Source organism: Lysinibacillus sp. NPDC056232, assembly GCF_042267565.1.
In the GTDB taxonomy this organism is placed as follows: domain Bacteria; phylum Bacillota; class Bacilli; order Bacillales_A; family Planococcaceae; genus Lysinibacillus.
The window spans coordinates 15,094-27,416 of record NZ_JBHJTF010000041.1 but is presented as its reverse complement, the minus strand read 5'-3'; the positions used below and the strand labels follow the sequence as shown (position 1 = coordinate 27,416).

At 35.9% G+C, this 12,323-nt stretch carries 13 protein-coding genes and 1 riboswitch; of the genes, 5 read left to right on the top strand and 8 right to left on the bottom strand.

Translation table 11 applies throughout. The features are described 5' to 3' along the window. Positions 1-66: 66 nt before the first annotated feature. The 3 genes from ACFCYJ_RS22650 to ACFCYJ_RS22640 all read right to left on the bottom strand — a co-directional run bounded on the left by ACFCYJ_RS22650 (position 67) and on the right by ACFCYJ_RS22640 (position 2,082). Positions 67-1,416 (bottom strand): MATE family efflux transporter, encoded by a 1,350-nt coding sequence (locus tag ACFCYJ_RS22650; protein ID WP_376077331.1) that lies wholly within the window; start codon positions 1,414-1,416, stop codon positions 67-69. Next, positions 1,403-1,870 (bottom strand): GNAT family N-acetyltransferase, encoded by a 468-nt coding sequence (locus ACFCYJ_RS22645; protein ID WP_376077328.1) that lies wholly within the window; start codon positions 1,868-1,870, stop codon positions 1,403-1,405. Before ACFCYJ_RS22645 ends, ACFCYJ_RS22650 begins: the two co-directional genes overlap by 14 nt. Before the next feature lie 74 nt (positions 1,871-1,944). Continuing rightward, entirely contained in the window at positions 1,945-2,082 is a 138-nt protein-coding gene (locus tag ACFCYJ_RS22640; protein WP_376077325.1) for a hypothetical protein, read from the bottom strand. A gap of 98 nt (positions 2,083-2,180) precedes the next feature. On the opposite strand from ACFCYJ_RS22640, the gene ACFCYJ_RS22635 reads away from it, so the two are divergent. The 3 genes from ACFCYJ_RS22635 to ACFCYJ_RS22625 all read left to right on the top strand — a co-directional run bounded on the left by ACFCYJ_RS22635 (position 2,181) and on the right by ACFCYJ_RS22625 (position 5,895). Continuing rightward, complete coding sequence (locus tag ACFCYJ_RS22635; protein WP_376077322.1) at positions 2,181-3,011, top strand: MerR family transcriptional regulator; 831 nt, start codon at positions 2,181-2,183, stop codon at positions 3,009-3,011. A gap of 412 nt (positions 3,012-3,423) precedes the next feature. Next, on the top strand, positions 3,424-4,701 hold the full coding sequence (locus ACFCYJ_RS22630; protein ID WP_376077319.1) for an SMI1/KNR4 family protein: 1,278 nt from the start codon (positions 3,424-3,426) through the stop codon (positions 4,699-4,701). An 18-nt stretch (positions 4,702-4,719) separates the two neighbouring features. Next, positions 4,720-5,895, top strand: a complete 1,176-nt coding sequence (locus ACFCYJ_RS22625) for a DUF4272 domain-containing protein (RefSeq protein ID WP_376077316.1) — start codon at positions 4,720-4,722, stop codon at positions 5,893-5,895. A 55-nt stretch (positions 5,896-5,950) separates the two neighbouring features. Here the strand turns inward: ACFCYJ_RS22625 and ACFCYJ_RS22620 are convergent, their stop codons facing one another. The 3 genes from ACFCYJ_RS22620 to ACFCYJ_RS22610 form a co-directional block, all read right to left on the bottom strand. Next, entirely contained in the window at positions 5,951-7,366 is a 1,416-nt protein-coding gene (locus tag ACFCYJ_RS22620) for an erythromycin esterase family protein (protein ID WP_376077313.1), read from the bottom strand. A 181-nt stretch (positions 7,367-7,547) separates the two neighbouring features. After that, positions 7,548-7,901 carry a hypothetical protein gene (locus ACFCYJ_RS22615; protein ID WP_376077310.1) on the bottom strand — a complete coding sequence of 118 codons (354 nt, stop codon included), beginning with the start codon at positions 7,899-7,901 and terminating at the stop codon, positions 7,548-7,550. A gap of 23 nt (positions 7,902-7,924) precedes the next feature. After that, positions 7,925-8,620, bottom strand: coding sequence for a DUF2225 domain-containing protein (locus ACFCYJ_RS22610; RefSeq protein WP_376077308.1), 696 nt, complete (start codon positions 8,618-8,620; stop codon positions 7,925-7,927). 440 nt (positions 8,621-9,060) lie between these two features. Between ACFCYJ_RS22610 and ACFCYJ_RS22605 the strand changes: the two genes are divergently transcribed. Together ACFCYJ_RS22605 and ACFCYJ_RS22600 are read left to right on the top strand one after the other, a co-directional pair. After that, a complete protein-coding gene (locus ACFCYJ_RS22605; RefSeq protein ID WP_376077305.1) occupies positions 9,061-9,834 on the top strand; it encodes a Cof-type HAD-IIB family hydrolase in 774 nt (257 codons plus the stop codon). 230 nt (positions 9,835-10,064) lie between these two features. Continuing rightward, positions 10,065-10,661: a DedA family protein gene (locus ACFCYJ_RS22600; protein ID WP_376077303.1), complete on the top strand. Its 597-nt coding sequence runs from the start codon at positions 10,065-10,067 to the stop codon at positions 10,659-10,661. 52 nt (positions 10,662-10,713) lie between these two features. On the opposite strand, the gene ACFCYJ_RS22595 is transcribed toward ACFCYJ_RS22600, so the two are convergent. Further along, positions 10,714-11,451, bottom strand: a complete 738-nt coding sequence (locus ACFCYJ_RS22595) for a cyclase family protein (RefSeq protein ID WP_376077384.1) — start codon at positions 11,449-11,451, stop codon at positions 10,714-10,716. Positions 11,452-11,551: 100 nt separating this feature from the next. Continuing rightward, positions 11,552-11,656: riboswitch (SAM riboswitch) on the bottom strand. A 146-nt stretch (positions 11,657-11,802) separates the two neighbouring features. Further along, positions 11,803-12,213 carry a YuzC family spore coat inner layer protein gene (locus tag ACFCYJ_RS22590; RefSeq protein ID WP_376077302.1) on the bottom strand — a complete coding sequence of 137 codons (411 nt, stop codon included), beginning with the start codon at positions 12,211-12,213 and terminating at the stop codon, positions 11,803-11,805. Between the last annotated feature and the right edge of the window lie 110 nt (positions 12,214-12,323).

The window sequence follows — 12,323 nt, the reverse complement described above, 5'->3', positions numbered from 1 at the left end:
TTTCGTTCAAAAGCTAAACCCCTTTCGATTATTGTATCGAAGGGGGTTTAACTTCATTTATGTGCTTTATTTTAATGAGCTTGCTTCTGAGAAAATCGGATACGGTTTTCTCTTCATAAATATAAAAATTAGCAATGCGGTAATACCTTCTGCAACAGGGAATGTCCACCAAATAGCTTGTGGGCCAAGTAATTTAGGCAATAGTACGAGAGCAGGGATAAATAATAAAATACTGCGAAGTAACATAATAGTTGTTGCAAGACGTATTTTTTCAATCGATTGGAAGAATTCTGCAAATACCATGTTCACACCAAGGAATACATACCCAATTGCAAAATGTACAAAGCCTTGTGTAGCCATATTGCGGATGTCCAGCGTACTATCACCAAATAATGCAATTAGCTGAGAAGGGAATAACGTAGCAATTATGGCAGTAGTTAAACCTATCATAAATGCAGTGGCAATACCTATTTTCAATAATGCTGTTAATCTCTCAATTAACCTCGCACCGTGATGATAACTAACTAGTGGCTGTAGGGCCATACCGATACCAAGGAACACTGTTAATAGTACGGTATGAATATAGTTAACCATCGCGTAGGCGGTAACTCCATCTGAACCTAAATAGTGTAAAAATGTCACATTATATAAAATAACCATTACAGCGACGGAGGCTTCAACGATAAAGCTTGGTAGCCCTATAGCGAATATTTTCTTTAAATCAGTCAGGCTGAAAAATGTACGGACAAATTTTAATTCGGATTGCTTTCGGAAGAAGTGTAGGCAAAGCACCGACATACCGATTATTGTGGAGAGTGCTGTAGCTAAGGCACAGCCAGTTACGCCGTAATTGAGTACGAAAATAAAGATGTAGTTAAAAATAATGTTTAACACAGATGTAGTGATTAAGCCCATCATCGCAAGTTTTGGATTGCCATCATTTCGAATAAAAATACTTAGTAAGTTTTCAATTGTATAGAATACACCGAAAATCAAAATAACATGTAGGTACTCTTGGACATAAGGAAAGGTAGCATCACTTGCTCCGAATATATAGGAGATTTCCTTTAAATTTAATAAAAGTATTAGAATCAGTGTCATGACGACACCGATCATTGTTGTAAATGCTAATGTAAAGAGCTGATGCGCTCGTTTTTTATTACCCTCACCGAGAGAAATTGAAAATAGTGTAGCTCCACCCATACCAACCCAAAGGGAAATGGATAGTAAAATTGAGAAAATTGGTACGGCGATATTTACTCCTGCTAAAGCGGCTGGTCCAACTCCATGACTAACGAAAATACCATCCACTAAAATATTGACTGACATCAGCAACATACCAATCATAGCCGGGAATAAGTATGATAAAAACAAGGGCTTAAGAGGTCTTGTTTCAATTGGATTAATGGTAGTCATGAGCATGTACCTCCTTTACCATCACCTTTTCGCCTTTGTCATCTAGCTCATTGTTAAAGACGAACCCAAACTTTTTATATAGTTGAATCGCTACTATATTGTTGTCATAAACGCTTAAATATATATTTTGACAGCTGTATTTAGCTACTAAATAATTGATAAGTTGCTGTAAAAAGTATTTTCCCAATCCTTTGTGCTGATAACGCTCATCAATGAAATAGCGATCTAACCAAACACGTAGTGTGTTGTCTTTATGTGGGAACACGCCATACATAGCGAAGCCGACTGCAATATCTTCCTTATACAATCCAACAGGAATAAAGCGTTGATCTGTTTCTGCCTCCGCTAAGCATTGCTGTGTACTTTCAATAAAATCTTGCTGATTATCAGCAATGCGTAATGCCAATACTTCCTCTTTGTTTAAAGCTGTAATGTCACGAATTTCCGTGAACATAATGTCAAAACCTTTCTATTTTTAATTTCTTTCAGCAGATGTCACGGAAATCGGAAAGGGGTTCTTATAGGATGTTAGCCTAAAACATCGAAATAGCCGATATCGTGTCGGCCCTCATGTTGTTGCTGACGCTTCGCTTTCGCACAGACAAAAACATGTTGTTGCTGACGCTTCGCTTTCGCACAAAAGACATCATGCAGGCCTAAGCACACACCGATTCCGGACGCAATTATGCAGTGGCATAATTGATTGTGAATAGCTACAATCTAATGTATATAGTAACTATATAGTCAAGGAGGTAAACTTAAAAATGTTTAATAAAAATGTAAAATATTTTACAACTGGTGAGTTCGCTAAAATTTGTAAGGTTAATAAACAAACGCTAATTTACTACGATCAAATCGGTTTATTATCACCAATTATGAAGGATAGTAAAGACTATCGTTATTATTCCATTGCACAATATGAATTTTTCAGTGTAATAGAGCTATTAAAGGAAGTTGGTATGTCTTTAAAGGATATTCAAAAATATATGGCAGAAAAATCACCTGAAAATTTTTTAGACTTAATGTATCAGCAAAAGGAAATTGTAGCGAAAAAACGTCGAGAGTTGGAGATGATTGAAAGCATTATTGATGTAAAAATCGATTTAACAGAGGAAGCCTTACACCTTGATTTTGAAAGCATTACAATTGAACATCTGCCAGAGGCAATGTTGTATTTAAGTAAAAATATCGAGGATTCGACGGAAGAACAGTTTACGAAGGCTGTTTCAGATTTTATAGATGAATTAGACCACTCTCAATTAGACACTGGTTATCCCATTGGTGGGATTACAAGAAGAGAGCAAATATTAGCGGGAAACTTTGATAACTATAGTTACTTGTATATAGAGCAGCCACTCCCACGAGAAGGCCATCCTTATTTCGAAGCAATTGAAGGAGATTTTATTGTTGGATATCATATAGGAACAACTTCTACACTTGGTGAAACTTACGAGCGATTATTTAAGGTTATGAGGGAAAAAGATTTTGAATTAGGGCAGTACGTATATGAAGAATATATTTATGATGCCGTTATTAAAAATCGTGAAGAGGATTATGTAACGAAAATTATGATAGAAATTGAAAAGGGTCAGTAGTATGACTCTAGGTATAAAAAATATCTCCTTATAGTGACATTCAAATGTTCTATAAGGAGATATTTCTAATGGCCAATAAAATACTATTATCTAAAGTGACTAGTGATGCCAATGAAAAAAGATCTAGGAAATAAAAATGGTAAGGTAATTTATCATATATTTTGAGTCTTGAAAGAAGTAAAATTTTAGTGTTTATACATAAATTAAGTCTTGCCCTAATAAGGTAATGATTTCCTGACGATACAATAGTAAAGAAAAAATGAATCTAAAAAGGTAACCTTTTATCCGAAAGCATTTTAATTGGTAAACAAGAGCAACAAGAGATGAGCGGGGCGTTTTTCGTAAATCTAAAGTGGAACTTAACTCATGACTATATAGTTTTAGAGTATTTTCTTAACATGGAGGAATAGCGATGCAAATATGGGTTGAACGATGGACGCAATTATTAAAGCAGCTTGAACAGCAAGGGGCTTGGGTGCGTCCGCTTGAGATAGCACCTGTAGCTACAGAGCAAGAACTATCAATAGTAGAGGAGCGACTTGGCGTTCGTATTCCTTCTGAGTTCCGTAATTTATTATTACATTGTTCTCGACAAGTGGGTATGTATTGGTCTTTGCCAGACGAGGCCCTACTTCCTATTGAGCTAGAGTATACGCCTTCAGGAGATTTTGGTTGGAGCTTGGAAGAGCTTGAATTCCCTGATTTCGGTGGCGACGGTGAAAATCTAGATGAACAACTATATTTACAGTATCACACGGCTGGCAACGGCGATGCACTTCTTATTAGGATTGAGGATGGTTCCGTTTGGTATTGGAGTCATGAGGAAGATGAGTTCGACCTACTAGCCAAGCGTTTTACTATCTATGTAGAGCGAGCTACAGCTTTAGGTTGTATAGGTGCAGATTGTGGTCAGCATCGACAGTTTTGTAGTGAGGATGGACTGGATTTGAGCCTGACTAGCTCTAAAATATGGCTGAAGTGGCTTGAACAATATTTCACACTAACTCTAAACCAAGCAATGTCTAACCTGGAATCCTTATTAATATATGTATCGATGCATGGAGTGAAAGATACTAAAGTTCTGGAAGCCTTTGCACAGTTTGATGCTAGTAAGGTGTATTATGCACTCCGAATTAAAATCGAACAATCACTGGCACTAACATATAAAGAAGCATGGAGTGATGTGCTAGTAAAGGTTTGTGCGGTTGAAGCAAGTGATTGGGTAAGGACGCTCTGGAGTGACAAAAATGATATGCCTAGCCGGATTCGAGATTATTTAACAGCAAATTGTCTTTCCGCACAAGAGGGTCTATCTCTTGTTCTTCAAGATATCGAGAAAGAGACGGTTGATGCCTATACAGCTTTAAACCGACTACGTCATTTTCATCATCCGAAAATTATAGCTTGGATGAAGACGTATGTTTCATTTCCAATAGATGAATGGGATACACTTTTAGCAGAATTACAGCCAAGTGCAGAGACGTTATTTGAATGGTTGAGCGGCAGTGAAGTAGAAAGGCTTACAGCAATACGGGCAGTATGGCAAATGATGCAGCAAGATATGACACCAACAACAGGTGTAGATAAAGACATTTGGAGACCATTGCTTGCTTATTGGAAGAAACATGAAATACTACGGAAAAATAAACAACTATTTAGCCAAGCGCTCGAAGGCTTAGATAGTTGGTGAATATAAGGGGAGAGAAGATTGAACTATTTCACAATATTTGCATCTAAGAACAACATCGATGATATTGAGTTTAAAATTTCAGATGTTTTTGCAAAAGGCTTTGCTATCGGTAAAAATGAAAACGAGTATTTATTAAAGTCTAAAGCACTGTTTAAAAAACACAAATTAATCATTCGAATCATGTCTGAAGATACAAATCCAGATTACTTCGCTAACAATATTCCTGGGATGATGGGCTATTACGATAACATTCCTTTTGAAGATGACAATTTAAAAGAATTAGTTTTGACTCAAATATCTGTTTTAAATACAGTGATTGCGATCGAATCGGAAAAAGAGATAAATGATGAACAGATGCAGTTGTTTACGAACCTGCTATCAAGTATAGGGGGAATTGTTTTTTTACCGAATGGCACTTTACTAGACGATGAAGGGATCGTTATTGTTTATCCTGACGGGCAGTCAGGACCATCTGACTTTAGACCCCACGCTTGTTCACGAAAGGTAAGGGGACAAGAGGTGTCATCAGAAGAAGGCGAACAAAGAAAAAATAAAACGATAGCATATTTAAAAGAAAAAGCTATTCCTTATACAGCTTCCCTTCCTCAACTCCCAACAATAGAGGCTTGTCAGTTTAAAACCCAAGAAGACATTGCTAGAAGAGCTGTAGCCCTGTTAATTGTCATTCAATTTGCCTGTGATGTGGCGCAAGGAGGAAATGTAGAAGAATCGCGAGACTTTTTCATCAATATGTTACGTTCATATAAAGTGGAAGACTATCTAACTAGCAATGAAAGAGATTTTTTACAAGCTTCAGAACCAGATGTGCAAGAAGCCATTAATATTTCATGGCAATATGAGGCTTATTGGACACTTATTTGGGCACTTGGATTTGTTGAGAAGCTCGATTTTCCTGATGAAGTATGCGATTGTGAGTATGCCATTCAAGTTGTTTCTAACTGCGAAACGTTTGAACAATTTTATCTTCAAACTACTCTGCGTAGTCAAGAAGAGATATTGGATGAAGCCGACAAGATTTACAGATACCATTGGGCTTGTGTAGATAGTCGTATACAAGAACCACCAGCTCCTGCGGGGATGAATGAAAGTATCGTTATGGAAAGACGGAGGGGCTTGTTCTGGATGATAGGGCATCGCAATGAAGAATGGGATACAATTTCGATGGATACTTGAACATAAAAGAAAAATAGCAAACTAGAAGAAAAACTAGTTTGCTATTTTTATATTCTTATTTTATATAATGTGGTTTACTTACTTTATCAATCAGCAGAAGGCCATCATATTGATCTCGTGGAACAAGACTTTCCTGTCTGACTCCCCAACTATACGATAAACGTGGCTCAAACATCCATGAGTTTCCTCGTTCATTTTGACGGTTTCGTAAGTCAATAAATGTGTATGGTTTATTTGTTGATGAAAGAATATCCTCGATTGATCCTTTTACTGGCGGTAAAACGGCTATAGGTTCTTTAGAATTGTTTGCAGTTTCGCCACTAGCCATATAAAGACCAAGCACATAGCTATATTTCTTGTAAATATCCGGTAGAAGTTCACCCATCAATTTTACCGGATAAGAAATCATTACTTCGGATTGTGCTTTGCGAATATGGTCATTATGTGCCCAGACGATAAATTTTTCAGTTGGATAAATCTCCTCTGCTAACCATAGTAGGTTTTCCATCATTGCTTGGTCACGCCATTCCATTGTCTTAAAAAAAGGCTCAGGGTTATATGGTTCTATATTTGATTGAATTGATAGTTCTACATATTCGTCTGCTAAACGGATACGGTCAGCTAAAGTGTGTTCCATAAGCTTTACAATATGTGGCTCACCCGGATAAGCTGCTTTTAACTCTTTTTCTTTAAGCGGTACTTGTGATTTTACTTGTTTATACACTTCGATAATGCTTGTTTTTACCTTTCGATAGCCCTTTAAATCTTTACCAAAGTTCCAGTCTACAAGTTGCTCCTCTACTTCATTGAACTGTTTCGCAAGCTGGCTATTTTGCAGCCATTCACCATTTGTAAATGCTCCTTGCGGTTGAATATCGAAGCCTACTAATTTTAATGGTTTATCTGTATTCTGTGTTTTTTTAGTATATTCAAATAACGGCAGTGTTTCTTTTGTCCACCATACGGGAAAAATAGCATCCTTCATCGTTTGTTGCGCTGTTTGTTTATCAATTTGTCCTTGCGCATTCATGGCATTCCCCATACCGCTTTCAAAGGCTAGGACATTGTAGCCCATTTCTTGGTGTAAAAATTGAATTAAACGTGTTTTCGCTAGGCTAAATTCTGCTGCGCCATGTGAACTTTCCCCTAAAAAAACGATGCGCTTATCATGCAATAAAGGCTTTAGCATCTCTAAATCTTCAAATTTAGTAGATGGAATGTTTTGTTGACTAATTGCTTCAGGTTGAATAGATGTTAAGCTGTAAGCATGATCGTTTGTCCACTTTTTCCAATCTTGAAGAGTTTCATTGGATGTGCGAGCTTGCTTCACTTCTAATTTGTTATCTAAAGCTACTCGTTCTTCTGCCGCCGGAACTGCAGCGGATGCATTTGAAACTCCGTTGAACGCTACAAAACTTGTTAGTGCAATACTTAATGATAATAAAACCTTACGTTTCTTACCTTTTATCACTTTCTATCAGTCCTTCGCTATATGTTAAGACTAATTATAGGTGGTGAAGTTTAAAGTAAAAGGGGACTTTGTTTAAATTTTGTTTAAATTTGGTCAAATGTCATTATTTTGGATTATTCGAGCGAGGGCAGGTAAAAAAACATCTCCAAAGCGTAAGTACACTGTAGAGATGTTAATTGTTTTATTTATAGTGATATGTGCTAGCTCTTGGATTATTCCGCTGTATTTGATTGAACCATGCACGATCCTTTTCCTCTTGTTTTAATGTATTAACGATGGTTGATGAGCAACTGATACAGATTTTTGCCTGAGTAATTTGTCCGCAGCGTTCACAAGGTGCGCCTAAATTAGGAAAAATTGATTTTTTTAATTTTCCTGCTTTTACCCATTTGTAGAGTAGCTCAGATGAAACCCCAGTTAATGTAACTACCTCATCATTCGTTAAATAGCGATTATTTTTTCTCAGTAAAAAATGATGTAGTTCTGAAAAAATATCTTCTTCTCTCACATCAATCCTTTTATTAAATAGCTGCATGTTGATTATTCTCCTCGTTTACTTCAATTGATGACTTCTCCTATATTTTCATTTACATTGTTAGGCTGCTCATCATATTTATAATTTTCCCAGCGATTTCGTGCTAGTTTTCGATATTTATTGGAAACATTTCGATCTGCTATTAGTCGAGAGAATCCTTTTTTCGCTTCAGCAATATCTCCGAGTCTAAGGCTTAATTCTGCATGTAAAAATTGAATTCTCTCTCCGCCCTCTTGATTGGATGCAAAAGATTTGCTGTAAAAGTCCCTTGCAGCAAAGAGGTAGCGCAATTCTGATTCATGATCATTTTTTAAGCGATATAGCCAGGCTATTTTTAGTGCGAAATTGGCCATAAGAAGTGACTCTTCCATTGACGCTCTCGATACAAGATAAGCTAATTTAAGGCTTACAATGGCATCATCGATTGTACGTTCCTTGCACATATCCATTGGTTTTTGAAGCTCTTTTATGTATAGCTCATCAATAAGAAGCATGAAAGGTCCATATGTTCTTGTCATAGATTTATGGTAAGCATAGCCACAATGTGGGCAAACGGCAACTTCATACAATAATGGGTTTAAACCTTCATAAACTGGCATGAAGTCTGTTTGTTCTTCGATAATTTTATATCGATTAGGACGTACTTTATATGTAGTAAAATGCTTTTTGCAAAACTTGCAATCTACGCTACTTTCATAGTAGTAAATGTTAAATGCCATAAGAATCAACTCCTTTACATTATTTCTTTTGTTCTATTTATATGATGGATAGAATCGTTCAATGTATTTAATTAGTTATCTTTTATATTAACAATTCTATGTTCTTTGGTATACTCCTTTAGAATTATTAAAATAAAAATGTTCATTACTTTCTTAGTTATTTGAAATTTTGATATGTACCCGTAATAGTATTTATCGGTGCAGTTATAGCAAGTTATACATTTATTTTAGTTTGTCAAATTACGTACAAATGTTAAATTAAATAGCTACTTATTATTTTATTATAAAATTGTTTGTATAGGTTATAATACCTATTTGTACTTTTGGTGTAAAGATGTTTCTTAATGTAAAATTACAAGTGTGTTGGTTGGAAAAATATAGGATTATTATTGGTCGATAAGGAAGAGTCAAAAATTATGTAAAACGATAAGGAGCGGACGATGGATTATAAAATTGTATTCTTTGACGTAGATGGAACGCTTGTTAATTATGAAGATGGTCGTATTGAAGAAAGTACAAGGAACGCTATTCAACAGTTGAAAAATAAAGGAATTCATATTGTTGCTGCTACAGGAAGACCTTTATCAATGTGCCAGGATTTAAGAAGTGTTGGAATAGAGACGTTTATTACAGCTAATGGTGCATATGTTAAGCATCAAGATCAAGTCATACATAAAATGCCTATTGCAAAGGAAATTGTCCAGGTAGTTAAAGCTTTTGCTGATGAAAATAAACAAAGTCTATCATTTTTTACAGAACAATTATCAATGAATTACGTCCAAGAGGAAGAGACATTAAAAGCTATGCAAGAAACATTATCTTTGCAAGAGTTTCCCATTATCAATGAAGATATTGTAACGCAAGAGGTGTATTTAATGTGTTTATATGGTGATGAGGATATTGAGAAAAAGTATACCTCAACATTTCCTCATTTATTATTTAAAAGGTGGCATCCGTACATTACAAATGTTTTGCAACATGATGTTTCTAAATCTATTGCTGTCCAAGCTGTACTAGATTATTTCGACTTGAGTCCTGAAGAAGCACTTGCTTTTGGCGATGGAGATAATGATATCGATATGCTGGAGCAAGTCGGCTTTGGTATTGCAATGGGTAACGGTAGTGAAGCATTAAAAAATGTCGCTGATTTTATAACGAAGAAATCAACTGAAGATGGTATTGATTATGCTCTTCGTGAGCTACAAATAATTTAATAGAGTAGTAGCCGAGAAATGAGATTTATAGCATGAATCGACCACTATACAACATTGGAGAAAGTTTTTAAAAAGAAATAATTTTTCCATCTATACAATCTACAAGGCAGTGATAATAAATCCTGGAGAAAATTGTATTAAAGTCATAATACTCATAATATTGTTTGCTTTGAGTTATTATAAAGCTATCTGTAAAAAGAAATTCATTATGCTTTAGGTGGGAAGGATTTATGGCGCATCACGTGCAATCTCTAATAGAACATTACGGATATTTTGGCATCATTCTTATCCTAGTTGGCGGGATTGTTGGGCTGCCACTTCCCGATGAGATATTTTTAACATATGTAGGATATAGCGTATATAAAGAAACTCTCGCACATATTCCGGCTTTAATCAGCGCTATAGTAGGTGCGGCAGGGGGAATTACTCTGAGCTACTATATAGGCTATAGATTTGGGCTACCGTTATTGCAAAAATACGGTCCGAAAATCCACATTACTGAACAGAAAATTGACTTTACTAGAAAATTATTTGCAAAAATAGGGCCGGGATTATTATTAATAGGATATTTTATTCCTGGTGTGCGTCATCTTACAGCATATATTGCGGCTATTAATAATTATCCTTATAAAAAATTTGCTTTCTTTGCCTATACGGGAGCAACTATATGGACATTTACATTTATTACCTTAGGGAAGGTGCTTGGAGAGAAGTGGCATTATGTAGGGTTATATTTATCCCGCTACAGTATTTATCTTATAGTATTGTTCCTAATACTAATGTTAATCGTTTATTTTATTTTCAAAAAAAGGAATTCGCCAAAGTAAAAAAGGTCTGATTCAATACATACTCAGGTTGTGAACCAGACTTTTTTATCTTTTAAGGTAATATTGCGAATGAACGCACAGGGAATCCAGAGGCTTTCTCAGGCTTTGGTACAATATTGAAAATAGCAGCACCTTTTGGAGGGAGCTTATCCAAATTTGTCATAAGCTCAATTTGGTAAGTATCTTGCTCAAGCACAAAATATTCGCCATCTAGCTTACCATTTTTACGAAAATCTGTTGCTGAATCCGTATCAAAGGTTTCGTGGCCAATAGCACTTACTTTTCGTTCGTTGAATAAAAATTGTAACGCTTCTAATCCCCAACCAGGAATATGATTATGACCATCCGCATCCTTGTTACTGAAAGCCTCTTTATCTGGCCAACGTTTACTCCAATCCGTACGCAGCGCAACGAAGGTACCTGCTTCGATTTCTTCATATTCAGCTTCAAAGTCAAGAATATCTTGAACACTTAACGTGTAATCGTTATTAATTTCAGCTTCCTTCGATTTATCAATAACGATTAGTGGTAGCACTAGTTCTTTTAGCTCCAATTCCTCTAAATAGCGCGTATCTCGCACAAAATGGATAGGTGGATCGATATGTGTTCCGTATTGCCCAGGGAAAGTGAATTGCTGCGCAAAGAAGCCATCATCATGGGAAAATAATGTTTCAAATTTTGCATCATCAAACATAAAGAAGTGGGGCGAATTAGGACCAAATGTATGTGTTAAATCCACCCATTCTTTCGATTTCAATAGTTGAATTGCTTGTAAAAGTTCGTTTGCCATAATATCTTCCTGCTTTCTTTTAATTATTTTTGGATGTAACAATAAAAAAGAGCCCTCCTTGTAGAAAGAGGACTCTTGTGCAAAGCAACTAAAGTAAGTCTTCTCATCTTCAAGGCTAAATTTCGCCAATTGGAATTAGCACCATACCAATAGGCTGGTTGCTGAGACTTCATAGGGCCAATCCCTCCGTCTCTCTTGATAAGAAAATGCGATATAAGAATTTTCAGAAATAACGATTACAAGTACTTTAGCATATTTATTTATAGTTTACAAGTTCAATAGGGATACAAGGTTAAAATTCATAAAGATGCTAAAGGAAAAAAAAGAGGCCCTCTTCAAAGGGCCAACTCTTCACCAATTCAAAATTAATGTAAGCTTACAACAGCTACTATCAGTAAAGATTATACGAATTCCATCTGGTGTATAGGTAGTTTCGAATTTTATAGTAATGCCTGTTGACGCAATTAATTTTTCAACTTCCGTTTTATTTGATTGTTGTGCTGCGTTCATAAGATCATGCGCAAATTGCTCTGATTCATCAATTTTATCCGTAAGTAATTGTGCTTGCTGCATAATAACCTTGGTCCGTTTCGCGGAAGTCTTCAATTTCTTTGTATTGACGATTGGAAATGGACTTCTATTCGTTGGGTTTGTCGGCATTGCTAGATGTCTAGAAGGTTGTTGAGTAGTTGGTTGATTCGCCATTACCCATGTTGGATAATAATTAGGATAGACAAAATACGGATAAGGATTGTAATACAACTAAATTCCTCCTATCCTATGCTGATACCTTATATTATGTACAACAAAGACTTTCGGTGTTAGTGGTTGATACTTGTTTGATTGGGCGCTTTGTTGTGGCTGTCGCTACG

What these genes read in the sequence shown, in the direction of transcription:
- ACFCYJ_RS22615 (WP_376077310.1), bottom strand. Translation starts at nt 7,901, where the DNA reads ATGCAGCTATTTAATAAAAGGATTGATGTGAGAGAAGAAGATATTTTT.
- ACFCYJ_RS22630 (WP_376077319.1), top strand. Translation starts at nt 3,424, where the DNA reads ATGCAAATATGGGTTGAACGATGGACGCAATTATTAAAGCAGCTTGAA.
- ACFCYJ_RS22650 (WP_376077331.1), bottom strand. Translation starts at nt 1,416, where the DNA reads ATGACTACCATTAATCCAATTGAAACAAGACCTCTTAAGCCCTTGTTT.
- ACFCYJ_RS22635 (WP_376077322.1), top strand. Translation starts at nt 2,181, where the DNA reads ATGTTTAATAAAAATGTAAAATATTTTACAACTGGTGAGTTCGCTAAA.
- ACFCYJ_RS22595 (WP_376077384.1), bottom strand. Translation starts at nt 11,451, where the DNA reads ATGGCAAACGAACTTTTACAAGCAATTCAACTATTGAAATCGAAAGAA.
- ACFCYJ_RS22600 (WP_376077303.1), top strand. Translation starts at nt 10,065, where the DNA reads ATGGCGCATCACGTGCAATCTCTAATAGAACATTACGGATATTTTGGC.
- ACFCYJ_RS22645 (WP_376077328.1), bottom strand. Translation starts at nt 1,870, where the DNA reads ATGTTCACGGAAATTCGTGACATTACAGCTTTAAACAAAGAGGAAGTA.
- ACFCYJ_RS22610 (WP_376077308.1), bottom strand. Translation starts at nt 8,620, where the DNA reads ATGGCATTTAACATTTACTACTATGAAAGTAGCGTAGATTGCAAGTTT.
- ACFCYJ_RS22605 (WP_376077305.1), top strand. Translation starts at nt 9,061, where the DNA reads ATGGATTATAAAATTGTATTCTTTGACGTAGATGGAACGCTTGTTAAT.